The organism is Bacillus sp. FSL K6-1003 (assembly GCF_037964945.1).
In the GTDB taxonomy this organism is placed as follows: domain Bacteria; phylum Bacillota; class Bacilli; order Bacillales; family Bacillaceae; genus Bacillus; species Bacillus mojavensis.
Genome location: NZ_CP150176.1, coordinates 1,984,250 through 2,008,985 on the forward strand (window position 1 = coordinate 1,984,250; position 24,736 = coordinate 2,008,985).

General features: G+C 42.5%; 20 protein-coding genes and 1 tRNA gene. 8 read left to right on the forward strand and 13 right to left on the reverse strand.

Annotated features, from left to right (window positions below):
- Positions 1 to 326: 326 nt before the first annotated feature.
- The 3 genes from dacB to NSU16_RS09865 all read right to left on the reverse strand — a co-directional run bounded on the left by dacB (position 327) and on the right by NSU16_RS09865 (position 4,336).
- Positions 327 to 1,802, reverse strand: a complete 1,476-nt coding sequence (dacB, locus tag NSU16_RS09855; RefSeq protein ID WP_339192587.1) for a D-alanyl-D-alanine carboxypeptidase/D-alanyl-D-alanine-endopeptidase — start codon at positions 1,800 to 1,802, stop codon at positions 327 to 329.
- A gap of 26 nt (positions 1,803 to 1,828) precedes the next feature.
- The gene (gene galM / locus NSU16_RS09860; protein ID WP_339192589.1) at positions 1,829 to 2,803 is read right to left on the reverse strand and encodes an aldose 1-epimerase; all 975 of its coding nucleotides are present in this window, start codon (positions 2,801 to 2,803) and stop codon (positions 1,829 to 1,831) included.
- Positions 2,804 to 2,944: 141 nt separating this feature from the next.
- Entirely contained in the window at positions 2,945 to 4,336 is a 1,392-nt protein-coding gene (locus tag NSU16_RS09865; RefSeq protein ID WP_229147370.1) for an MATE family efflux transporter, read from the reverse strand.
- A 289-nt stretch (positions 4,337 to 4,625) separates the two neighbouring features.
- Here NSU16_RS09865 and NSU16_RS09870 point away from each other — a divergent pair, with 289 nt between their 5' ends.
- Positions 4,626 to 5,171 carry an IseA DL-endopeptidase inhibitor family protein gene (locus tag NSU16_RS09870; RefSeq protein ID WP_339176767.1) on the forward strand — a complete coding sequence of 182 codons (546 nt, stop codon included), beginning with the start codon at positions 4,626 to 4,628 and terminating at the stop codon, positions 5,169 to 5,171.
- A gap of 91 nt (positions 5,172 to 5,262) precedes the next feature.
- On the opposite strand, the gene NSU16_RS09875 is transcribed toward NSU16_RS09870, so the two are convergent.
- The 3 genes from NSU16_RS09875 to NSU16_RS09885 all read right to left on the reverse strand — a co-directional run bounded on the left by NSU16_RS09875 (position 5,263) and on the right by NSU16_RS09885 (position 6,481).
- Positions 5,263 to 5,335 (reverse strand) — tRNA-Arg (locus NSU16_RS09875).
- Positions 5,336 to 5,389: 54 nt separating this feature from the next.
- Positions 5,390 to 5,935, reverse strand: a complete 546-nt coding sequence (locus tag NSU16_RS09880; protein WP_095713036.1) for a site-specific integrase — start codon at positions 5,933 to 5,935, stop codon at positions 5,390 to 5,392.
- A 315-nt stretch (positions 5,936 to 6,250) separates the two neighbouring features.
- On the reverse strand, positions 6,251 to 6,481 hold the full coding sequence (locus tag NSU16_RS09885; RefSeq protein ID WP_168747982.1) for an excisionase family DNA-binding protein: 231 nt from the start codon (positions 6,479 to 6,481) through the stop codon (positions 6,251 to 6,253).
- Between the two features lie 190 nt (positions 6,482 to 6,671).
- Here NSU16_RS09885 and ggt point away from each other — a divergent pair, with 190 nt between their 5' ends.
- Positions 6,672 to 8,435 (forward strand): gamma-glutamyltransferase, encoded by a 1,764-nt coding sequence (gene ggt / locus NSU16_RS09890; protein WP_326217515.1) that lies wholly within the window; start codon positions 6,672 to 6,674, stop codon positions 8,433 to 8,435.
- 257 nt (positions 8,436 to 8,692) lie between these two features.
- Here ggt and NSU16_RS09895 read toward each other — a convergent pair whose 3' ends face one another.
- Entirely contained in the window at positions 8,693 to 9,562 is an 870-nt protein-coding gene (locus NSU16_RS09895) for a LysR family transcriptional regulator (protein ID WP_339192592.1), read from the reverse strand.
- A gap of 127 nt (positions 9,563 to 9,689) precedes the next feature.
- On the opposite strand from NSU16_RS09895, the gene NSU16_RS09900 reads away from it, so the two are divergent.
- Complete coding sequence (locus tag NSU16_RS09900) at positions 9,690 to 10,679, forward strand: zinc-binding dehydrogenase (RefSeq protein WP_339192593.1); 990 nt, start codon at positions 9,690 to 9,692, stop codon at positions 10,677 to 10,679.
- Positions 10,680 to 10,734: 55 nt separating this feature from the next.
- Here NSU16_RS09900 and gltD read toward each other — a convergent pair whose 3' ends face one another.
- On the reverse strand, positions 10,735 to 12,216 hold the full coding sequence (gltD, locus tag NSU16_RS09905; RefSeq protein ID WP_268449356.1) for a glutamate synthase small subunit: 1,482 nt from the start codon (positions 12,214 to 12,216) through the stop codon (positions 10,735 to 10,737).
- A 16-nt stretch (positions 12,217 to 12,232) separates the two neighbouring features.
- A complete protein-coding gene (gene gltB, locus NSU16_RS09910; RefSeq protein ID WP_339192594.1) occupies positions 12,233 to 16,795 on the reverse strand; it encodes a glutamate synthase large subunit in 4,563 nt (1,520 codons plus the stop codon).
- A 146-nt stretch (positions 16,796 to 16,941) separates the two neighbouring features.
- Between gltB and gltC the strand changes: the two genes are divergently transcribed.
- Entirely contained in the window at positions 16,942 to 17,844 is a 903-nt protein-coding gene (gltC, locus tag NSU16_RS09915; protein WP_024121635.1) for a glutamate biosynthesis transcriptional regulator GltC, read from the forward strand.
- Between the two features lie 55 nt (positions 17,845 to 17,899).
- Here the strand turns inward: gltC and proB are convergent, their stop codons facing one another.
- The 3 genes from proB to rtp all read right to left on the reverse strand — a co-directional run bounded on the left by proB (position 17,900) and on the right by rtp (position 20,424).
- Positions 17,900 to 19,015, reverse strand: a complete 1,116-nt coding sequence (gene proB / locus NSU16_RS09920) for a glutamate 5-kinase (RefSeq protein ID WP_339192597.1) — start codon at positions 19,013 to 19,015, stop codon at positions 17,900 to 17,902.
- 15 nt (positions 19,016 to 19,030) lie between these two features.
- A complete protein-coding gene (gene proC, locus NSU16_RS09925; protein WP_168749441.1) occupies positions 19,031 to 19,909 on the reverse strand; it encodes a pyrroline-5-carboxylate reductase in 879 nt (292 codons plus the stop codon).
- A gap of 146 nt (positions 19,910 to 20,055) precedes the next feature.
- Positions 20,056 to 20,424, reverse strand: a complete 369-nt coding sequence (rtp, locus tag NSU16_RS09930) for a replication termination protein (RefSeq protein WP_010334473.1) — start codon at positions 20,422 to 20,424, stop codon at positions 20,056 to 20,058.
- Between the two features lie 301 nt (positions 20,425 to 20,725).
- Here rtp and NSU16_RS09935 point away from each other — a divergent pair, with 301 nt between their 5' ends.
- On the forward strand, positions 20,726 to 21,943 hold the full coding sequence (locus tag NSU16_RS09935; protein WP_268447429.1) for a cytochrome P450: 1,218 nt from the start codon (positions 20,726 to 20,728) through the stop codon (positions 21,941 to 21,943).
- 30 nt (positions 21,944 to 21,973) lie between these two features.
- Here the strand turns inward: NSU16_RS09935 and NSU16_RS09940 are convergent, their stop codons facing one another.
- Positions 21,974 to 22,690, reverse strand: coding sequence for a 3-ketoacyl-ACP reductase (locus NSU16_RS09940; RefSeq protein WP_168747990.1), 717 nt, complete (start codon positions 22,688 to 22,690; stop codon positions 21,974 to 21,976).
- 153 nt (positions 22,691 to 22,843) lie between these two features.
- Between NSU16_RS09940 and NSU16_RS09945 the strand changes: the two genes are divergently transcribed.
- The 3 genes from NSU16_RS09945 to NSU16_RS09955 all read left to right on the forward strand — a co-directional run bounded on the left by NSU16_RS09945 (position 22,844) and on the right by NSU16_RS09955 (position 24,567).
- Positions 22,844 to 23,149, forward strand: coding sequence for a DUF948 domain-containing protein (locus NSU16_RS09945; protein WP_268449362.1), 306 nt, complete (start codon positions 22,844 to 22,846; stop codon positions 23,147 to 23,149).
- A 68-nt stretch (positions 23,150 to 23,217) separates the two neighbouring features.
- Positions 23,218 to 23,982 (forward strand): hypothetical protein, encoded by a 765-nt coding sequence (locus NSU16_RS09950; RefSeq protein ID WP_339192603.1) that lies wholly within the window; start codon positions 23,218 to 23,220, stop codon positions 23,980 to 23,982.
- 57 nt (positions 23,983 to 24,039) lie between these two features.
- Positions 24,040 to 24,567, forward strand: coding sequence for a GNAT family protein (locus tag NSU16_RS09955; RefSeq protein WP_339192605.1), 528 nt, complete (start codon positions 24,040 to 24,042; stop codon positions 24,565 to 24,567).
- Positions 24,568 to 24,736: the final 169 nt, after the last annotated feature.

Below are 24,736 nucleotides of genomic sequence, written 5' to 3' on the forward strand. Positions count from 1 at the left end.
ATAAAAAGAAATTATATGTCTATATCATCCATATATGCATTATATTAACCGAATTTTTTTAAAGTACAATAAAAAATATAAAATTTTTATAACATTTTTTTGAATATAGTATTAATTATTTATTTTTCTTGATTAATTTTAAGAGGATTCCGAATGTAAAGTTATAAAAGTAGCTTTTTTTAATAGTATTTCATCACTAGAATTTTTCTTTATTCTTTTGATTTTATATGGCTAATGTTAAATCGTTCTCCACCTCAGTGTCACATACATAAACGGAATAATGTAAAAACATATAAAAAAACCTGTTTTCGTGGAAAACAGGTTTTTTATTGATTTGCCAAAATAACAGCAATTTGATCTTCAATGTCTTTTCCATCCGATTCATCAATCAAACCGTTTAGAAGAATAGAGAAAACCAGCGTTTTTCCGCTCTTTGTTTCTGCGTAGCCAGTCAGAGAGCTGACAGTGCTTAACGATCCGGTCTTTGCCTTTATTTTTCCTTGTGCTGGGGTGTCTTTCATGCGGTTCCTCAGCGTTCCGCCTATCATCCTGTCACTGTTTCCCGCTTCCGGCAGAGCATGTAGATAAGGTTGAAACCACTTTTCACCTTGGATGTCATATAACAGCTTTGTGATTTGGTTTGATGATACGGCATCGATATGAGAAACCCCGGAACCGTCTCTCAAAATAAGTGTTTTGGGATCAACGCTGAAATTCGGAAGCGTACTGTTTAGCACTTCAAGACCCTTTTCCCAGCTGCCCTCTCCTTTTTCCACTTTCCCCATCTCTTTGACAAGTACCTCGGCATGTCCGTTATTGCTTAATTTCATAAATGGAAGAAATAGCTTTGACAAAGGCATTGAGTAATGAGTGGCCAGTACGGCAGAAGAGTCGGGCGCTGTGCCCATTATGATTTTCCCTTTTACTGTAATGCCTTGTTTTTTGAGGGCTTGCTTAAATAAATCTAAAGCATATCCTGTCGGCTCCCAGACGGAAATCCACTCTTTTGTCTTGCTTGCATCAACTGGTATGCTCCCTTTAATCGAAATAGTATTGGTTCCGTGTTCTCTTTCGATAGAAAGCTCTTTCTTTTTTCCCGCCTCAACTGTTTTCGCCTCATTCTCAATTGCTACATAATCCGTTTTTGGTGAAATTGATATTGCTGGCTTTTGTCCTTCTTTCTTTCCCGGACTTGCTTCTACTATCACAGTGCCTGCATCATAGTCCTCATTTGGAGACGCTGTCAGTGCTGAAATTTGGGCGCCGTAATAAGTGTATTCATCGCTCCATGGCAAATCTGGCGAATAGCGGATATGATCATACCATGAGTCATCGCCGATAAGATTGCCTTTAATGACCTTAATACCGGATTTTTTCAGCTTTTCGGCCATTTGATCAAAATCCGATGGTAAAAGTGTTGGATCTCCTTTTCCTTTCAGATAAAGGTTGCCATTCAGTTTTTGACCTTTGAGGCGGCCGTCTGTCCGCACTTCTGTCGTGAAAGAATAATCCTCACCGAGAACAGAAAGTGCCGCGGCGGCTGTAAAAAGCTTTAGAGAAGAGGCGGGTCTCATCCGGACATCCCCTAAATGCTCGTATATGACGGCGCCTGTTTCGGCAGAACGGATGGTAATGCCGGCCGTTGCGCCTTTTAAAGCAGGTTCATTGGCTAAAATGTTTTCAATCTGCCCGGCAAGTGTATCCTGTTCTTCAGTCGCTTGTGCAGCATGGTGCATATATGGAACGGAAGCAAAGGTGAAAAGCAGCAATATCACAAAATAAAGCTTTATGCTTTTACCCATTTTCTTATCCCGCCTCTCCTGATTGGCTATTGATGATTACGTTCAATCGTGATGCTGCTTTTGACTGTCGTCTCTTCACCGGGCTCTAACACTTGTAGGCCAGTGAGTGACGAAGGGAGATCAAGGTTAACTGCGTTTGTCACCCATGTATAAGGCTCTGGGCACAAATACCCTTGTGTTCCATCAGCATTATACACAACCCAATGTTTAAATTGTTCATCCGCCTTGTAGATCATATTCAGATGTGCATGCTGATGGTAAATGACAGCCTGATTTTCTCCCCTTCTCTTCTGATAAGAAGATAAATAGACATCATCAAGCTGCTGCCGCAAGATCATTCCTTCGTGTAAAGCTTCCTGATTCGGTATATCTACCAGCTTTCCGGTCGGCATTAAACGTTCATCCAATTCCCATTGCTGATCAGCTGTGAGAGAAAATAAAGAGCTCTCTTCCGGGAAAACGAATGTCGTATGGTAACCAAGCCCCCAAGGAAATGCGTCCTCCCCTTTATTCATGATCGTTGCATGCTTATGAAGAGTGTTATCATTTAAAATGTACCTCATCCGTACAACGGCATGATGCGGAAATTGTTTATAAACATGGGGAATGTCCGATAGATCAATTTCAGTTTCTATAATCACTTCTTCATCTGTTTGTTTCATCGTAATGATGTCCCACTTTTTATCATAGAGAAAGCCGTGAAGGTGATGGTGTTTATCTTTTTCATTGATATCAAAATGATAGGTTCTGCCCCGGAAGCTGAACGTTCCGTCACTTATGCGGTTAGGCGGAAACAAAATAGGGATTCCATACAATGTAGGTGTGTCATGAAAGCTATCGGTTGTTTCCGGTTCACGTAAAAGGTGCAGCTTTGTTTCCTTGTCTACGAGAGAAATGACGTTGCTTCCCCACTCAGGCACAACTATCATTTCCAAGTGCTCATTACCCGCTTTGACAGCTGGTGTTCCTAAATACGTCATCTTTTCAATATAATTTGTCATATGTACTCAACCTCTCCTTAGTTCAATGCTTATATAATACATTCAATTCTGTGCGCAATATTTCCTCCATTTTATGTTTTCCCTTTAGTCTTTACGTAAACAAAAAAACACTGCTAAAAATGAACAGTGTTTTTTTGGAGTTTATTGAATCAGACGTGTAATCTGCTTCTTTTTCCAAATGAATTGATAATACCCGTAAATCAAAAGCAAGCTGACGGCAAACGCAGCCGGATAGCCAACCCAGACGCCGAGTATTTCAAGCTTGGTGTAGTGGGACAGAACAAACGCAACCGGCACCTCGATTCCCCAGATGGCAAAAATACTGATGAGAGTCGGCCATAAAACCGTTCCGCTTGCACGCATCGTCGCAGAAATAATTTGTGCATTTCCAAACAGCAAATAGCTCCATAATGTAATCATTAAAAGCTTGTGTGCAATATGAAGTGTATCTTTCTCGGTCAAAAATAACGCTAAAATCTGATGTGCAAAAAGATAGATAAGGACAATCAACACACCGCCAATGATATAATTCAGCCAAATGCCGACTCGGATTACTTGCTTTAACCGGTCAAACTCATTCGCTCCAATAGATTGAGCAGCGAAAATAGATACCGCGATACCCAGACTGACAGCCGGCATTTGCACATAGCTGGCTACCTGGTTGACCACGCCATATGCTGCTGTCGCATCAGAGCCATAATGATTGACGAATGAAATGACCGCTATTTCCGATAGCGACACGAGAATCATGTTGATGCTTGACGGAATTCCAAGACGCAGCAGAAGCGCCAGCAGTTCCTTATCCATTTTCAAATAACGCCGCACTGTCTTATCAAATTGCAGCGGATGTTTCGTTTTCCGCAGATACACCAATAATACGATAAAGGTAACAATTGTAGAAATAACGGTTGCGTAAGCAGAACCGTAAATGCCCAGCTTCGGCAAACCGAACATGCCGAGAATGAAGATCGGTAAAAGTGCTATATTGATGACTGTGCTTACAATCAATGTATAAAACGGTGTCTTAGAATCGCCTGTTCCCCGCAAGAATGTGGTATAGGCAAAATATAAAAACATAAATGGCATTGCGTAAAATAAGATACGCGCATACCTAACACTTACATCAATTACATTTTCCGGGGTTCCCATGAGACGCAGAATATCTAAGGTGAATATACTGCCGATCACAGCTAACACAATTCCTAATAAAAAGGTGAATGTCAGTGTTGTTCCGACAACGGCCTTTAACCGTTCCTCATTTTTTGCCCCATAGGCTTGCCCGATAAGAATGGAACTGCCGGAACCGATGCCGATCGTAAATGAAATGAGAAGAAAAAACAGCGGGAAGAAGGATGAAACAGCTGCAAGCGCATCTACACCAAGCCATCTGCCCACAGCGACCATCCCGACTAACTGGCCGATTGATTGCAGCACATTGCTCAGAAGGAGCGGCACTAAAAATAGTGACATGGACCGCCAAACAGATGGATTGCTCTTCTTCTTAGATACGGGATTTTCTTGTAATGTTTCCATATGTAATGACTCCTTTATTTAAACTCGTTTCACTAACGTGCTCCCGTTTCTTTTGAAATGAACACGACACGCAACATGTAACTATTCACCACAGTACTTATGAAACCCTTCCCGATTCTCCTATTTTTACACATTTTGAAGCATCAAGAATAAGCTAGCACGATAAAGCATAGTCTTTTGGTGAGATGAAAGAATAAAAAAATAATTTATGCAAAAGTATTGTAATCTAAACGTAACTATTGTAACATTTGTAACATAAGAGAAAGAGATTTTAAAGGAGAGAGCCACATTGAAAAAATATCTTCTGTTTCTAACCACTATTGCACTTATTCTGTCATTAAACACAAATGCATTTGCGAAAAACACATCCGGGGATTTATCACAAAAACAAGCATTGCAGCTGGCACTAACAGCTAGAGAGCATTTTTGGAATACAATGAGCGGACACAATCCAAAAGCGAAGAAAGCAGTTTGCCCATCAGGCACATTTGAGCATCAAAATCTTCAGTACGTATACATGTGCAGTGACCTTGGCACAAAAGAAAAAGCTGTGAATTACTTAACACCTATTTTCTCAAAATTAGCGATTGAAAAAGGCTTTAAAGACTATCATTTTATTGTTTCAAAAGGGAAACTGGCTGTTCCGATCGGTGACGGAGACAATCTCTTGAATTGGAAAAAATCAACCGCTAAACTCATTTCTAAAAAAGGCGGCACAGTCACATATGAATTTACCGTTCCTACTTTGGACGGATCACCTTCAGCAAAACGGAAAGTGACATTTGTAAAAGAGAACAAAAAGTGGAAAGTAAATCGCTTTGACGCAGTTATATAAGAAAAAACGCCCGTTTTCCGGGCGTTTTTTTATATTGAGAATAAAAAAGACAATGGACGTATCAACCACCATTGCCTTTTTGTTTTTATTACGCTCTAGGAGAGATTCGAACTCCCGACCTGCAGTTTAGGAAACTGCTGCACTATCCGCTGTGCTACTAGAGCTTTTTTGATATCTATATAGTAGCTCCGATTGTCACGATTTTCAAGCCATTTGATTTACAGCCCTCCAAATACCTTATAAGCAGCTCTTGTTGTATCTTCATCGATTCCAATATAACGCATTGTAATTGAGGGTGATGAATGATTAAGAATTCTCTGCAGCTCAGCGATATCTTTTGTCCGCTGGTAGAAGTGATAGCCAAATGTTTTCCGGAGCGTATGGGTCCCTATTTCCTCAAGTCCGCACGCTTCGGCTGCCTCTCTTAAAATTCTGTATGCCTGAATGCGTGAAATTGGCTTTCTGGTTCGGACCGATTTAAATAGGTATTCATTTTCTTTCATATCTTTCGTATACTCGTGTATTTCTGCTTTCAAAGATTCTAAAATGAGTATCTTCCTTTTCTTTTTAGTTTTGCTTTCAGTCGCCCATAAATGGTCTTTATTTCTGACGTCTTTCACTTGAAGTGGCAAAATATCAGAAATTCGGAGCGCGCTATTAATGCCGAAAATAAACAAAAAATAATCACGCTTGTTTTTGCTGCGTAAATAATGTTTTACATCTTGAATTTTCTCTAAACTGCGGATCGGCTGTACAATATGCATCAAAAAACTCCTTAAAAACCGTTATGTAACGTTTTGAGGTCTATGTTACTATTATAGCGGAAAAACGTTGAATGTCAAAGTCCGGGAGCACTTATGTAACATAATATACATAGTGTTACATAAGTAGGAAGAAGATCTCTTGAAACACCCTATCCTCTTAAAAGGTGTTTTCAGACTTATATGGAGCTTTTCTGATCATTGAGACAAATTACTCTATCCCTTCCTAAAAAGGTCCTTAAAACGCAATCTGACGCTTCACTTTTTGAGATGCTCTTAAAAAAATATACAAAAAAAGACACAATTTGAAATTGCGTCCTAGTCTTCATCCTTCACATCGACATCTTCCGGAATCGGCTCATTTAATATTTCCTGCACGAGCGCTTTATAATTTTCCAGCTGTTCAAGATGTGTTTTGAATTGTCCTTTATAAATTAAAAATTGATCACCGTCATGTACGGCGCGTATTTTTCCTTCCAGTACCAAATTTTTAATATAATCCTCTGAAAGATTTGTATATTCTGCTGTTTCTTTAATGGTTAGATACATATGGGGGGTCCTTTCTGTTTCAATGATCCAATCGATGGTTCTACTATAGCACATGACTCACCCCAATATAATCAATTTCACACAGAAATATGGCTGAATGCTATAGATAATATACCATTTGTCACTTGTGAAACCGCTGTATTTTTTTTACGCTAAGATTGTAACATAACAGCTTAATAGGAGGGAGAACATGAAAAAAACATGGAACGTCTGTTTAGCAGCCCTGCTTAGTGTTCTGTTAGTCGCTGGAAGTGCTCCATTTCACGCGGAAGCTAAAAAGCCGCCCAAAGGCTATGACGAGTACAAGCAAGTAGATGTAGGCAAAGACGGAATGGTTGCAACTGCGCATCCTCTCGCTTCAGAGATCGGGGCTGACGTCTTGAAAAAAGGCGGAAATGCCATTGACGCGGCGGTTGCCATTCAGTTTGCGCTTAATGTCACAGAACCGATGATGTCAGGCATTGGCGGCGGAGGTTTTATGATGGTGTATGACGGAAAAACAAAAGATACGACGATCATCGACAGCCGCGAACGCGCTCCCGCAGGCGCAACTCCGGATATGTTTCTCGATGAAAACGGCAAAGCGATACCTTTCTCCGAACGTGTCACAAAAGGTACTGCCGTTGGTGTTCCGGGTACTCTGAAAGGGCTGGAAAAAGCTTTGGATAAATGGGGAACCCGTTCGATGAAACAATTAATTTCCCCCTCTATTAAACTCGCTGATAAAGGCTTTCCGATTGATTCAGTGTTAGCAAATGCGATTTCTGATTATCAGGAAAAATTATCACGGACTGCCGCAAAGGATGTATTTCTGCCGAATGGCGAGCCGCTTAAAGAAGGTGATACTCTCATTCAAAAAGATTTGGCCAAAACCTTTAAGCTCATTCGTTCGAAAGGCATAGACGCCTTTTATGAAGGCAAATTCGCCAAAGCCCTTTCTGATACGGTTCAGGATTTCGGGGGATCAATGACCAAAAAAGATTTAGAAAATTATGATATTACAATTGACGAACCGATTTGGGGGGAATATCAAGGCTATCAAATTGCAACGACTCCTCCTCCAAGCTCTGGCGGCGTTTTCTTACTGCAAATGCTGAACATTCTCGATGATTTTAACCTTTCACAATATGATATCCGCTCATGGGAAAAATATCATCTGCTCGCTGAAACCATGCATTTGTCTTACGCTGACCGTGCGGCTTATGCAGGCGATCCCGAATTTGTAAATGTTCCTCTCAAAGGTTTGCTTCACCCCGACTATATAAAAGAGCGCCAGCAATTAATCAGTTTAGATGAAGTCAACAAAAAACCAAAAGCCGGTGATCCTTGGAAATACGAAGAAGGAACCGCAAACTATAAGCAAGTCGAACAGCCGAGTGATAAAGTAGACGGCCAAACGACACACTTTACCGTCGCGGACCGCTGGGGCAATGTTGTTTCCTATACCACAACAATTGAACAGCTGTTTGGAACAGGCATTATGGTTCCTGATTACGGGGTCATTTTAAACAATGAACTAACAGATTTTGATGCGGTTCCAGGCGGAGCCAACGAAGTTCAGCCGAACAAGCGGCCTTTAAGCAGCATGACTCCGACGATTTTGTTTGAAGATGACAAACCAGTTCTTACCGTCGGATCACCTGGAGGGGCAACGATTATTTCTTCCGTGCTGCAAACCATCCTCTATAATATCGAATATGGAATGGAATTAAAAGCAGCGGTTGAAGAGCCGAGAATTTACACAAACAGTATGAGCTCCTACAGATACGAAGGCGGAGTTCCAGAGGATGCACTCAGCAAATTAAAAGACATGGGCCATAAATTCGGCACAAGTCCAGTGGACATCGGAAACGTGCAAAGCATTTTTATCGACCGTGAAAACGGCACCTTCAAAGGAGTAGCTGATTCAAGCAGAAACGGCGCAGCAATCGGAATTAATTTGAAACATAAATAAAAAAGAAAAACTGTACTCGTTTTTGCCGAGTACAGTTTTTTTCTATGGACGATTAATCATGCTCGCGGTCCTCGCAAACTCTTTAAGGTACGAATACCGTTCAATATAACATCCAGACATGTGCCAGACAACAAATTGAATCGCATAAAGGTTTATCAGCTAATCAATTCAAATCCCTTAATGCTTTTTTGAAAATAGTTTCCAGCTTACGAAAACAAAAATCTATCCAAGCATCCCTCTGAATCTTCTCTTTTTGATTAGACTGATGGAATAAATTTGGTCTCATTCAATTCTGCAATAAACCGCTGAAATGCACTGGTCATAAAAAAGTCTTTTCTGTAAATAAATACGATCGTCATATCCTGATATGATGCGGGAAGGTGGTGAACGTAAACCCTTTGGCGATAGGCTGAGCAGGTAATGGCCGACTTTGGCAGCAGCGCCGTCCCCAAACCAGCGGAAACACCTCTGATAACGGCTTCCAATGTGCCAAATTCTATGATTTTTTGCTGTTGAATACCTGCTTCCTCAAGTAATCTTTTGACCCTATCGCGATGAGAGCAGCCGGTTCCAAAAAAGAGCATTGGCAACCGAAGCATGTCCTCTATCGCCCCTTCCTCCGGTGATATTAACACCAATTCCTCACGGGAAACAGGAATTTGTTTGATATCCGTGTATTCAACAGGACCGTACACAAAAGCGCCATCCACCTTATGATCTAGAACTTGCCGAACCAAACTGTGCGTATCACCTGTGTTCACTGATAAATCAACTTCAGGAAAACGTCTGAGGAATGAAGCTGCATGTTCAGGCAGGTGAGTGACCGCTGTTGTTTCCAATGCTCCAAGCCGCAATGGCCCTTTCGGATGCTGATTTAATTGTGCTGATTTCTCAGCTTCGTCTAATAATGATAACACTTGATCTGCGTATTGTAATAGGTTTTCCCCCGCAGCCGTTAACTTCATTCCACGATTTGTCCGGTGAAATAACTTGATATTCAGATCTGTTTCAAGCTTATGGATTCTTGCTGTTACATTAGATTGAACATAATTCAGCTGCCGGGCTGCTTTTGATATACTTCCTTCACGGGCAACAGCCCGGAATATCTTTAATTCTCCACTTTCCACACGCTGTCACCTTCTTGCTATGATTAAAAGTGATACCGACAATCATTTTTGTTCATTTTACTTGAAGAAAACCGCTGTGTAAAATATGTGAAGGTCATTGATTACGAGGAATTAGGAGGCTGACGGCATGAAAGCGGTTGTTCATAACGGAAAAAGCGGACTTCGGGGGTTAGTGTATCAGGACATCCCTTCTCAAAATCCCGGATACGGAGAAGTGAAAGTAAAGTTGAAAACGGCCGGATTAAATCATCGGGACCTGTTTCTCATGAACAATAAAACCGAACAAAATCCTGAGTTTATTCTAGGCTCTGACGGTGCTGGCATGATTGAAGCGGTCGGTGAAGGTGTAAATGATCTGGCTGTTCATACAGAAGTGGTGATTTTACCGACATTGAATTGGGAAGGAACAGATGATGCACCTCCTGTTCCTGATATTTTGGGAGGCCCTTCAAACGGAACACTTGCTGAATACGTGATCATTCCTTCACAAAACGCAGTGAAAAAACCTTCTTATCTATCCTGGGAGGAAGCAGGCGTTTTGCCATTATCAGCTCTGACCGCATATCGAGCACTTTTTACAAAGGCCCAATTAAAAAAAGGCGAGCATATTTTGATACCCGGAATTGGAAGCGGCGTTGCAACCTACGCGCTATTAATGGCTAAAGCAATTGGAGCAACTGTAAGCGTGACTTCTCGAAGCCAGGAGAAAAGAAAGAGAGCAATACAATTAGGAGCTGACCATGCTTTTGACAGTTACAGCAATTGGTCTGAACATCTTCAAGGACAAAAAGCTGATGTCATTCTCGACAGCATAGGCCCGGCCCTCTTTTCAGAATACTTTGATCATGTGAAACCGAACGGCCGTATTGTCAGCTTTGGTGCAAGTTCGGGTGATAATCTCAGTTTTCCACTGCGTTCTTTATTCTTTCCGCAAATCAATATATTGGGAACGTCAATGGGAAGCAGTGATGAATTTCATGAAATGCTGCATTTTATGGAAAAATATAAACTTCGGCCCGTGCTTGACCGGACATATCCTATAGAACAAGCACATGAAGCATATACCAGAATGCAGGAAGGCAGCCAATTTGGGAACATCGGGATCACAATAGATTAAAAAAGAAACCGGCTGACAAACAGTCCGGTTTCTTTTTTTATATAATCCCCTTTATTTACGGCAGAACGGAACTCCCCATCAAATACCGATCAACTTCACGCGCCACTTCACGGCCTTCATTAATCGCCCATACGATTAAACTTTGCCCTCTTCTTGCATCCCCTGCGGCGAAAACACCATCGATATTTGTTTTATAATCCCCATATGCTGCGCTGATTTTGTTGTTATTAGAATCAACACCGAATTGTTTTAAAAGCGGCTGTTCTGTGCCTTCAAAGCCGATAGCGATAAAGACGAGCTGAGCAGGCCATACTTTTTCAGTTCCAGGCAGTTCACGGAACTCGTATTTTCCATGCTCATTTTTCACTTTCTCCATTTGAATCGTATGGAGCTCTTTCAATTTGCCGTTTTTATCGGCAACCAATTTTTTTGTTTGGATCGAATATTCTCTCGGATCTCTTCCGAATTTTGCTTCTGCTTCTTCATACGCATATTCAAGCGTAAAGACGTGCGGCTGTTCAGGCCACATATTATCATTCGTGCGAGCTGGGGGTAGTTTCGGGTGTTTGCCGAATTGGTGCACGCTTTTGGCTTTTTGGCGCAAAGCGGTAGCCACACAGTCAGCTCCTGTGTCTCCGCCTCCGATCACGATAACATCCTTCCCCTTCGCATCAATGAATCGCTTGTCTTTAAAGTTAGAATCTAAGTAGCTTTTTGTAGCAAGCGTCAAGTAATCCATCGCGTAGTGAACACCTTTTGATTCGCGTCCCTCGATTAATAGATCGCGCTGTTTTTGAGCACCTGTGCAAAGGATTACAGCATCAAATTGCTCTTTCAGCTCATCAGCCGTTATATCAACGCCAATTTCCGTATTTGTAACAAAATCGATTCCTTCTTGCGTCAGCAACTTAATACGGCGGTCGACAATTCCTTTTTCAAGTTTCATGTTTGGAATGCCGTAAGTTAAAAGTCCGCCCGCTCTGTCTGCGCGTTCAAATACAGTGACAGAATGTCCAGCCTGGTTCAGCTGGTCAGCACTCGCCAGTCCGGCTGGGCCCGACCCAACGACGGCAACTTTTTTGCCTGTTCGTTTTTTCGGAATTCTAGGTTGAATCCAGCCATTCTCAAACCCTTTATCGATAATGGTCCGTTCAATATTTTTAATTGATACGGCCGGGTCGGAAATCGCCAGTGTACATGAGCCTTCACAAGGAGCGGGACAAACCCGCCCTGTGAATTCAGGAAAGTTGTTTGTTTTTAAAAGCCTTTCTAATGCTTCTTTCCATCTGCCTCTGTAGACAAGGTCGTTCCATTCAGGAATTAAGTTGTAAATCGGACAGCCGGATGTAAATCCGTTAATGTCAGCACCGATCTGGCAAAACGGTGTACCGCAATCCATACACCGCGCCCCCTGCCGTTTCGACGCTTCTTCTGAAAAAGGAGCAGAATATTCCTTCCAGTCCTTTAAGCGAGTGAGAGGGTCTCGCTCAGCTGGTTTTTCTCGTTTGATTTCCATAAATCCAGTTGGTTTCCCCATGTTCCTCTCCCCTTCCTTACTGCACTACCGCTTGTTTTTGTCCCGCCGGCGCTGTTTTCTGCTTTGGTTTCGTATTGGCTTCAAACGCGTACATAACGGCTTCTTCCTCAGATAAGCCCGCAGCTTTTTGCTCTTCGATGCTCGCAAGCATTTGTTTATAGTTTTTCGGAATCACTTTAATGAATTTTTTCACACTGTCTTCCCACTGTTCAAGCAGGTCTGCAGCTTTTTGGCTGTTTGTATACGCAGCATGCTTTTCAAGCATTGCTTTAACTTGTTGAATTTCTTTTTCATCCTCTAAAGACTCAAACAAAATCATTTCAAGGTTGCATTTGCGTTTAAATGCTTTTACATCTTCGGCCAATACATACGCGATTCCGCCGGACATACCAGCCGCGAAGTTTTTGCCGACATCACCCAGTACGACAACACTTCCGCCTGTCATGTATTCACAGCCGTGATCACCGATGCCTTCAACAACAACATTCACACCGCTGTTCCGAACGGCAAAGCGTTCACCTGCACGGCCGTTAATATATGCTTCTCCGCTCGTCGCGCCATAGAATGCCACGTTGCCGATAATCACATTTTCATGTGATGCGGAGTTGAATCCTTCCGGTGATTTGACAATGATTTTTCCGCCAGACAGACCTTTTCCGACGTAGTCATTTGAATCTCCGTCTAAATAAAGCGTCATGCCTTTAGGAACGAACGCTCCAAAGCTTTGGCCGGCTGATCCTGTGAATTGCAGCTTAATCGTATCTTCCGGAAGTCCTTCTTCACCGTAACGTTTCGAAATTTCACTGCCTGTTACAGTGCCTGCTACACGGTTTGTGTTATTGATTTCGACTGAAATATCAGCTTCTTTCCCAGATTCAATGGCATCTTTTACAGCAGGAAGAATCGTTGTGATATCGAGCGATTGATCAATTTTATGGTTTTGCGGTGTTTGGAATGTCCGTACGCCTTCCGGCTGATAAAGAAGTGTGGACAAATCAAGCTGGCTCGCTTTCCAATGCGCCTTTGCCCGCTCACTCACGTTAAGTGCGTCAGTGCGGCCGATCATTTCATCGAACGTTTTAAAACCTAATGCAGCCATGTATTCACGGACTTCTTCAGCAATAAACAGCATGTAGTTCACAATATGATCAGGATCTCCCATGAACTTTTTGCGAAGTTCAGGATTTTGAGTCGCTACCCCGACAGGACATGTATCCAAATGGCAGGCGCGCATCATAACACATCCGAGAACAACTAACGGAGCAGTTGCAAAACCGAATTCTTCGGCGCCGAGCAATGCGGCCATGACAACGTCCCGGCCTGTCATAAGCTTTCCGTCTGTTTCTAATACAACACGATCACGGAGTCCGTTCAGCATTAAGGTTTGGTGCGCTTCTGCAAGGCCCAGCTCCCACGGAAGCCCTGTATGTTTAATGCTTGTTTTAGGTGAAGCACCTGTACCTCCGTCATAACCGCTGATCACAATGACATCTGCAGTTGCTTTAGCAACACCCGCAGCGATCGTTCCGACACCCGCTTTCGAGACCAACTTCACGCTGATTCTTGCATCACGGTTCGCATTTTTCAAATCGTGAATCAGCTGGGCTAAATCCTCGATAGAATAAATGTCATGGTGCGGAGGCGGTGAAATCAACCCGACCCCTGGTGTTGATCCGCGGACATCGGCAACCCAAGGATACACTTTATTGCCCGGCAGCTGTCCGCCTTCTCCCGGTTTTGCGCCTTGCGCCATTTTAATCTGCAGCTCATCGGCGTTGACTAAGTAATGGCTTTTTACACCAAATCGTCCGGATGCAATTTGTTTGATCGCACTTCTTCTGTCATCGCCGTTTTCATCCGGCACAAAGCGTTTTGGATCTTCTCCGCCTTCCCCGCTGTTGCTTTTTCCGCCCAAGCGGTTCATCGCAATCGCTAATGCTTCGTGAGCTTCCTTACTTAATGATCCAAATGACATCGCACCTGTTTTAAAACGTTTGACAATCGATTCAGCAGATTCTACTTCCTCCACTTTTAGAGGCTTGCGGTCTTCATCAAATGAGAACAGGTTTCGCAGGAATCCGATTCGTTCTTCATCTGCCGCTTTCGTATACTGTTTAAACAGATTGTAATCATTTCTGCGGCACGCCCACTGCAAGGTATGAATCGTTTTTGGGTTAAACGCGTGATGCTCTCCGCCGTTTCTCCATTGGAAGTCACTTCCCGGTTCAAGCGTTTTGCTGTAATCATCTTGATACGCTTCCTGGTGGCGGCGCTGCGCCTCTTCCGCAATGGTATTTAAGTCAATGCCGCCGAGCTGTGATGCTGTTCCCGTAAAATAACGGTCAATTACGTCATGGCTGATTCCTACCGCTTCAAAGATTTGGGCGCCCCTGTAGCTCTGTACAGTAGAAATTCCCATCTTTGACATCACTTTTACGACACCTTCGGTAATGCTTTTTCCATATTTGCTGACCGCTTCTTCATAGCTGATATCCAAACGGCCTTCGTCAATCTCCTGCTTGTAGGTTGCATATGCCAGATAAGGATTGACAGCATCAGCACCATAGCCGATTAGAGCTGCAAAGTGATGAACTTCTCGTGCTTCTCCCGATTCAACGATAATGCTGACTTTCGTGCGCAATCCTTTTCGGATTAAATGCTGGTGCAGTGCGCTGACTGCTAACAACGGCGGAATTGGCGTTAATTGCTCATTCATTGCTCTATCGGACAGAATCAAAAGACTTATGCCTTGGCTGATTGCTTTCTCAGCTTGGGTGAACATGTCTTTTAACCCGCGTTCAAGATCTTCTGAAAACAGCACATTAATCTTTTGGCTTCTTAAATCAGGATGGACGATTGTTTTCAGTGCATAAAACTGCTCATTTGATAACACGGGTGTATACAGCTTGATTCGGCGAACGTTACGTTCATTTGGATGAAGGAGATCGCCTTCTGCTCCGAGCCAGGTCATTGTTGAAGTCACGAGCTGCTCGCGAATCGCGTCAATCGGCGGGTTTGTAACCTGTGCAAACAACTGCTTAAAGTAATTAAACAGCGATTGCGGTCGATCAGACAAAACAGCAAGCGGCGAATCGTTCCCCATTGAGCCGAGAGGATCTTTTCCTTCTTTAATAACAGGAATTAAATATTTTTGAATATCCTCATATGTGTATCCAAACGCTTTCTGACGCGTAAGAAGATCCGCGAACTGCTCTTCCTCTCTTGTTTCCGGATCAGGATTCACTTGCACGAGCTCTTCCTCAAGCCATTTTTGGTATGGATATTCAGTTGCGATTTGTGTCTTTATTTCTTCATCAGAAATGATGCGGCCTTCTTCTAGGTCAATTAAAAGCATTTTTCCTGGTTCAAGGCGGTTTTTATATAAGACGTTTTCCTGTTCAACTTCAATAACGCCGACTTCAGATGAGAAAATAATATAATCATCCTTTGTCACATAATAACGAGCCGGACGTAAACCATTACGGTCAAGGATTGCACCGATTTGTTTTCCGTCAGTAAATGAAATGGCAGTCGGACCGTCCCAAGGCTCCATTAATGAACTGTGATACTCGTAGAACGCTCTTTTTTCTTTAGACATGTGCGTATTTTCTGTCCATGGCTCAGGAATCAGCATCATCGCCGTATGTGCCGGCTTGCGTCCCGCCATAACGAAAAACTCAAATGCGTTATCCAAAATGGAAGAGTCACTGCCGTCAGCATTCAGTATTGGAAGAATTTTATTGAGATCCTCACCAAAGCTTTCAGACACAAATTGCTGTTCACGTGCTCTCATCCAGTTGATATTTCCTCGAAGAGTGTTAATCTCACCATTGTGAACCAAATAGCGGTTTGGGTGTGCCCTTTCCCATGTAGGGAAGGTATTTGTGCTGAAGCGTGAATGAACTAGTGCAAAAGCAGATACGAATGCCTCATCTTGCAGATCGGAATAAAACGCATCAACCTGTTCAGGTGTTAAAAGGCCTTTATAAACAATAGTTTGGCTTGAAAGACTGGCAAAATAAAAATCTAGACCTTCCGTTACTCCCCAGTTTTCAGCCTGTTTACGAATGACATACAATTTTCGCTCAAACGACAAATCATCCTTCAGGTCAGAACTTGCGCCAATGAATACTTGACGGACAAAAGGACAGCTTTTTTGTGCTACTGTTCCGATTTTTCCGACATTTACAGGTACAGTTCTCCATCCAAGCACTACTTGGCCTTCCTGTTCAATCAGTGCATTGATTTGCTTTTCGATTTTTTTTCTTTCATCTTCCTTCTGCGAGAAAAAGACCATTCCTACCCCGTAACGTCCTTTTTCCGGCAGATTGATATCTTTGCACTCTTTCTTAAAGAAAGCATCAGGGATTTGAACCAGTAAGCCGGCGCCGTCTCCCGTATCCGGATCACTGCCTTGGCCTCCTCTGTGGTCGAGCTGGCAAAGCATCTGCAGCCCCTGTTTGACGATGTCATGTGTCGCCTTGCCTTTTAAGTGCGCATATAGGCCGATTCCGCACGCATCATGTTCAAATTCAGGACGGTAGAGACCTTGAGCTTTTGGCATTTGATTGTAAGTCATAATTCCTCTCCCCCGATCAGTTTCCGATAATACCGGTCATAAAATCTAACAACTCTAATATTATTGTAGGTTTTCAAAACGATATAAACAATATATAATTTAGATCAAAAGAATCTCAAAATGAGATAGATGGATGTGAAACATACATGGAGCTGCGCCAACTGCGCTATTTTATGGAGGTTGCTGAGCGAGAACACGTTTCAGAAGCCGCTGATTATCTGCATGTGGCCCAATCAGCCATCAGCAGACAAATTGCAAACCTTGAAGAAGAATTAAATGTCACTTTATTTGAGCGTGAAGGGAGAAATATCAAACTCACTCCGATTGGAAAAGAATTTTTAATTCATGTCAAAACAGCGATGAAAGCCATCGATTATGCAAAAGAACAAATTGATGAGTACCTTGACCCGCATCGCGGAACAGTAAAAATTGGTTTTCCTACAAGCCTCGCCAGTCAGCTTCTGCCGACTGTCGTTTCGGCATTTAAAGAAGAATATCCGCACGTCGAGTTTTTGCTGCGCCAAGGCTCTTATAAGTTTCTGATTGAAGCTGTCAGAAACCGCGATATCGATTTAGCGTTATTAGGCCCTGTGCCGACGAATTTTCCAGATATAGCAGGAAATATCCTATTCACAGAAAAAATTTACGCGCTTGTACCATTAAATCATCCGCTTGCCAAACAAAAAACGGTGCATTTAATCGATTTGCGCAACGATCAATTTGTGTTGTTTCCGGAAGGGTTTGTGCTCAGAAAAATGGCGATTGACTCTTGCAAACAGGCCGGGTTTGCCCCTCTTGTCTCTACGGAGGGTGAGGATTTGGACGCTATCAAAGGATTGGTGTCCGCAGGTATGGGTGTCACCCTCCTGCCGGAGAGCACTTTTGCTGAAACGACACCCCGATTTACAGTGAAAATTCCAATTGAGTTTCCTCAAGTTAAACGGACTGTCGGAATTATTAAGCCGAAAAACAGAGAGCTTGCACCGTCAGCGCAGGATTTTTATGAGTTTGTCATACAGTTTTTCTCGAAATTGGAACAGTATCAATAAAAAAAACCCGAGCTTCTGTGCGGAAGTTCGGGTTTTTTTCGTGTATGTCTTCTATTTAATATACAGGTAAAGATAAATCCAAATGGCATACAAACGCTTCCGGATCAATCACAGCTTTGTTTTTCATATCTTTATTTTTTTCGGGTGTCTCAAGTTGCGCGGAAGAATAATTGACGATCCCGAGGCCGATGTCTTCACCATGAGAATCAGTCAGGCGGACAACAGCGCCGCTTTTAAATTTTCCTTTAATCTCCCTTACACCATCTGGGTATATACTCGATTGACCGTCAGCTATTCGGCCGGAACAGTCATCTGATAACACAATTTCACCTTCAGGTCCGGAATTAAAAGCGATCCACTGCTCTTTTTGATTCAACGGAAGCGTTCCCTCAGCTTCAAAATAGGTGCCTTCCGCCTCTCCATGAACAGCTTGATATAATATATCGGCGGTGTCTGCCTGGCCAAGAAATCCTTTAATGCCAGATGCCATCACAATTTTAAACGCATCCAATTTGGATCTCATGCCTCCGGTGCCGACTTCGCTGTCTGTATCGCCTGCGCACGCTTCAATTTCCGGTGTAATCTCACTGACCCGCTGCATCCTGTTCGCTTTTGGATTCTTTCGCGGATTGCCGTCATATAAACCATCGATATCCGATAAAATCACAAGCAGGTCCGCATCGATTAATCCGGCGACTTTCGCTGCGAGTGTATCATTATCGCCAAACTTAAGCCGATTGACGGTCACTGTGTCATTTTCGTTAATTATCGGGATAATACCGCGTTCAAGCAGTACATTCATTGTGTTCCGAACATTGTGATATCGGTATTCATCAGAAAAGTCACTTCTCGTAATTAAAATCTGGGAAGCCATGTAACCGTGCGCCAAAAACAGCTTTGAATAAGCCTCCATCAGCAATCCCTGACCGATTGAAGCAGACGCTTGTTTTTCAGGCAGATTTTCTGGTCGTTGAAGAAATCCGAGCTTGCGATATCCTGCAGCTACTGCGCCGGAAGAAACCAGGATGACTTCATATCCGGCGTCTTTTAGTTTGGCGACCTGGTCCACTAAAGCTTCCAGTTTCCGAATGCTGATTTCCCCATGAAGACTTGTTAATGAACTGCTGCCGATCTTCACGACAACTCTTTTCATTTCTGTTTCAGACGTCACTGTATCACTCCTGTTTTATAGCGGTGCCGCTGTTTTTTCAAGATCATCGCTAATTTCCTTTGAACGCTTAGCTGCATGTTTAATGGCTTGAGAAATCGCTTCTCCTCCGCCGCTCTTCTTCAAAGCCTGCAATCCGGCAGCAGTCGTTCCATTTGGCGAGGTGATATTGTCTCTCAGCACCTCAGGCTGTTCTCCTGTTTCCATCAGCATTTTTGCAGCACCTAAGAGTGTCTGTGCACCGATGCTTCGTGATAATTGTTTATCGAGTCCCGCTTCTTCGCCCGTCTTTTCGATGAATTCCATTAAATAATAAAAATAAGCAGGTCCGCTGCCGGCAATTCCTGTGAAAATGTCCATTTGATTTTCCTGGATGGTATACACTTCACCCATACAGCCGAGCAAAGCCGCCGTCAGTTTTTCTAAATCATCTGTCACATGCCTGCCAAGCGCGATGGCAGTTGCAGAAGCGCCGATCATACTTGATGTGTTAGGCATTACTCGGACAACCGGCTGTTGATTATGCAATGATTGTTCAATATAAGAGGTGGTTATGCCGGCTAGCACCGACAAAATTAATTGATGGGGTTGGATACGTGTTTTTAATGATGACAGAGCGTGTTCAGCATCTTTTGGCTTCATCGCCAAAATGAGCACATCCATGTCTTCAATACATAAGTGATCCGGCGCCACGCCTTTGATTCCATATTGAAGTTCAAGCTCAGCTAATCGCTCCGTATTGCTGCGGTTTGTAACGCAGATGTTTTGTTTTGGGATTTTTTTGGCACGAACGATACCTGATATCATTCCTTCCGCCATAGATCCGGCTCCAATAAAAGCTACCTTTTTTTGATCAAAGATCGGTAACATCTCCTTTGTTCGCTTTTTTGTTCGTATTTTCACACGTTTAAAATGTTACCACGTGAGGAAATGATGTCAAGTTTGAAGGTCACTATTGATTTGTATTGTTTCATTTCGACAAATATGTATAATGAAAAACAGAAAACACCCGATACTCGTGGCTATACCGGGTTTTTTCTTTGTTAAAAATTATCTGACAGTGCTTTTTCAATCAGTTTTTTGCAGCGATCCAGCTCCACTTTCAGCTGTTTTTTATACAGCTTGGCTGCCTCATAATCTTTAAATTGATAGAGGACAACTTCTTGAAGCTTAGCCCCTTCTTTCTTTACTTTGATTTGTTTTAATATCCCATCATCAAGGAGCTCATGCAAAGACCGGTAAACCTCTGTATGGTTTGGTTTAAAACCAATCTCTTTAAATTCTGATCGAAGCACTTCCAGAAGCTTTAATCCGTAGAGTCTTTTCTGCTCAGTCATGGTAATCATATAAAGTTTCAAAAACGCACGCTGTTTGACCAAAAATCCAGTGGAACTTCTTTTTTCTTCTTTCATCGTCTGCACCCCTTCTCTGTAAACTGAGAATACTATGTACTAAATATTCAATTTTTCCTATTGTTCTCCTGCTTTCTATTAATGATCTGGTTAATCGAGTTATTTTGTGATTGATGTTTATATGGCTAGAGAGAATAAAAGATATATTGAACATTTGGTACATAGTTTGTTTTGTTCATTATAACTTATTTTCACTATTATCTTCAATTTAAAACTATTGTCCGATTCACATTTTCTTCAATATATGTCCGTTGAATTGAAAAACAGCCTTTGATAACGTATGGATAAAGGAGATGATAAAATGACAAAGCAAGCAGCTCGTCCTGCCAAAGATGAACGTTACGCCAACTTAATCCCCATGAAAGAATTACAATTCGAAAAAGACCGTCTTTTCCCCTTCCCGATTTATGAGAAGCTTCGGAAATTGTCTCCTGTCCGCTATGACAAACAGCGTGATTGCTGGGATGTTTTTAAATATGATGACGTTCAATTCATCCTGAAAAATCCCAAACTTTTTTCATCTAAACGCGGCATACAGGCAGAAAGCATTTTAACAATGGACCCTCCGAAACATACCAAATTACGCGCACTCGTCAACAAATCGTTTACTCCAAAGGCAGTGAAACAAATCGAAACCCGCATAAAAGACGTTACAGCATTCCTCTTACAGGAGGCGCGGCAAAAAGACACAATCGATATGATAGATGATATAGCAGGCCCCCTTCCTGTTATTATCATTGCTGAAATGCTTGGAGCACCGACGGAAGACCGGCACATCATCAAAACATACTCCGACGTACTCGTGTCCGGAGCGAAGGACAGTTCAGACAAAGCTGTTGATGACATGGTTCAAAAACGCCGGGACGGCCACGCATTCTTAAGCAACTATTTTAGAGACATTCTATTAAAACGACGAGCTCACCCAAAAGAAGATTTGATTACAATGCTTTTGCAGTCAGAGGTGGATGGAGAATATCTAACAGAAGAGCAGCTGCTCGGTTTTTGCATTCTTCTTCTTGTCGCGGGGAACGAAACGACTACTAACTTGATCGCGAATGCTGTTCGCTACATCACGGAAGACACAGCCATGCAACAACAGATAAGACAAAATACAGACTATATCCCTAATGTAATAGAAGAAACGCTCCGCTATTATCCGCCTGTTCAAGCCATCGGACGAGTTGCAGCAGAAGATATAGCGCTTGGCGGAGCATTGATAAAGAAAGGATCTTCCGTTATCAGCTGGGTCGCGTCAGCCAATCGGGATGAAGCTAAATTTTCTGAACCTGATCGTTTTAACATTAACCGCCCCTCCTATCCCCATCTCAGCTTTGGGTTCGGAATTCACTTTTGCCTCGGGGCACCGTTGGCCAGACTCGAAGCAAACATCGCTCTTTCCTCCCTCTTGTCTATGTCAGCTTATATTGAAAAAGCTGATGATGAACAGAGACTTGAAGCGATACCAAGTCCTTTCGTGTTTGGCGTTAAACATTTACCTGTGCGGATTGAATTCAAATAAAAAAAGCCTGTCACTAGACAGGCTTTCGTTTTACGGATTTGTAGACCACAATCCTGCAGATTTAATGAAAATACGCGGATCTAATTTCAATTGAGCCACCATATATTCAGCAAGATCCTCAGGCTGCATAACCTTTTCAGGATTACCGTCTGTCAGGTTCAGTTCAATCGACATATCACTTGCGACAGTGCTCGGCGTTAACGCGCTGACTCTGATATTATGCTTTCTCACTTCTTGCATGAGAGATTCCGTTAACCCAAGAACGGCAAATTTAGATGCGCTGTAAGCGCTTGTGACAGCTGCTCCTCTTTGGCCGGCTGTAGAAGAAATATTAATAATGTCACCAGCTTTGCGTTCAATCATTTCAGGAAGCACCGCACGAGTAACATGGTATACACCCATTAGGTTCACTTGAATAATATTTTCCCACTCATCAGCGGATAGATCTAAGAATCCGCCAAACTTGCTGATTCCGGCATTGTTAATAAGAATATCAATCTCGCCAAGCTCCTCTTTAATAGAAGCCACAGCTTGATCAACCTGTGCTGCATCCTTTACATCCGCAGCAGCAAACGCAGCTTTCACACCAAGTGCTTTTACTTCTTCTGCGACTTTCTCAACATTAGCGGCAGTGCGTCCGATTAAACCGATATTTACGCCTTCTTTTGCAAGCGCAAGAGCTGTAGCGCGTCCAATCCCTCTGCCTCCGCCTGTGATAAGAGCAGTTTTATTTTGTAAACTTTGCAATTGAAGCACCCTTTCTTTGTTTACATATGTACGATAACACATTATAAGCACATGAAAACCAATACGCAAATTATATGAACTGCGCAGATAACATTTCACCTGATTATAGTAGGCGAAATAGGGTATGACATTAGAAAAGGGGTGAACATATATATGGTTATCGTTTATATCAGTATTGCAGTAATAGCCATTTCAATCATTTACTTAGGGATAAATGTGATTCAAAACAAGAAAAAAATAGATCCCACCATGAAGGAACTCACTGCAGTTACGCAATCGATGCAAAAACAAGTTGAAGTGGTAAAAACGGAAGCACAGCAGCTGTCTCAAAAGCAAAAAATGATTCAATACGATGTTGAAATGAAAAAAACCGCGTTGCAGCAGACTGCTGCTGAAGTGAAAGAAGCGCCTCAAGCAGTTAAAGAGGTGTGGCATGCTGGACATTTGAATAGAGGTTAAATATGAATGATATCCCGTTGTTACGTTTAAAATGGACAATGGGATATCATTTTTAGGGAGGTTAAGCCATGATTGAAAACCGCAGCGGTTTGGCAACATTTGCAGAGAAACTACATACTCTTCCGGTATCAAGACCGCTTTCGAAAACAGATTTGTTTACTTCCCCATTTCGCATAAACCAAGAAAACGCGCTAGAAATGTATTATTCACCTCATAATGAATATATCAATCAAGCTGCTTCGATTGTGATTTCAGGCATAACGCCGGGTTTTTCACAAATGAAAACAGCTTATGAAACAGCCATCGAAAGCTTGCACAAAGGCCGTTCTCTAGAACAGATGGCTTTAGACACCAAAAAAGCTGCAGGACTTTCTGGAACTATGAGACATAACCTGATAACGATGCTGGATCAATGCGGACTGCCGCAGGTTTTAGGCATTCAAAGCGCCGCACAGCTTTTCGGCGACTTGCGCCATATGCTTCACACCACTTCTGTTATCAAATACCCTGTTTTCATTCAGCAGAAAAACTATACAGGACATAGTCCTGTTATCCCCCGCTCATCTATGCTAAGCACTTATGCATATAAGTATTTCCCCGCTGAACTTGAAAAGCTATCGGGCTCTGCTCTTCTTATCCCGCTAGGCAAAGCAGCCGAAACAGTCTGTGAAACACTGATCAGGCAAAACAGCAACTGGCAGCTGACCTGCCTTCATGGCTTCCCTCACCCATCGGGCGCGAACGGTCATCGAATGAAACAATTTAAGAAAAACAAAGAGGATTTAGAAAAACAAATTCGATCCTTTGTTTCATCAAATTCGCTTTCCATATAGAAAAGAGGAAATAAAAGGGATATGATAAACCTACATACATCATTAGGGAGGGATTTGGTGTTTCCTGTATTAGAAACCGACAGGCTTATTCTAAGAGAGATGACAGAGAAAGATGCGGAAGCCATTTTTTCTTGTTTTTCAAACCATGACGTCACTCGCTACTACGGACTTGATCCCTTTGAAAGTATAGATCAGGCAAATACAATGATTCATCAGTTTGCCGACAATTTTCAAGAAAAACGAGGAATACGGTGGGGAATTGAAAGAAAAGACACCAAAGAACTCATCGGTACGATTGGATTTCATGCTTTGGCTCCCAAGCATAAACGTGCAGAAATCGGTTATGAAATCAGCCCGGCGAATTGGCGAAACGGCTATGCGTCAGAAGCCATTTTAGAAATTGTGTCTTACGGCTTTGGCATCCTTGGACTAACGCGAATCGGTGCAGTTGTTTTTAGGGAAAATGAAGCGTCAAATCGTTTGCTGCTAAAAATGGGATTTGAAAAAGAAGGCGTATTAAGACAATATATGTACCAAAGCGGTGTACCTTATGATGCAAATGTTTATTCTATTATAAAATCATGAAAAGCAAGAGAATGATAAGACATTCTCTTGCTGCTCTTCCCTATTCTCTCGTCTGCCTTTCCCTCTTCAAGGTTGCCTCCCAAAATATCATAGCCGAAAATACTTACAGCAATGGCAATCAAAAAGACTACATATCATCGCGGCATTGACGAAGACAAAGCCTTGTCAT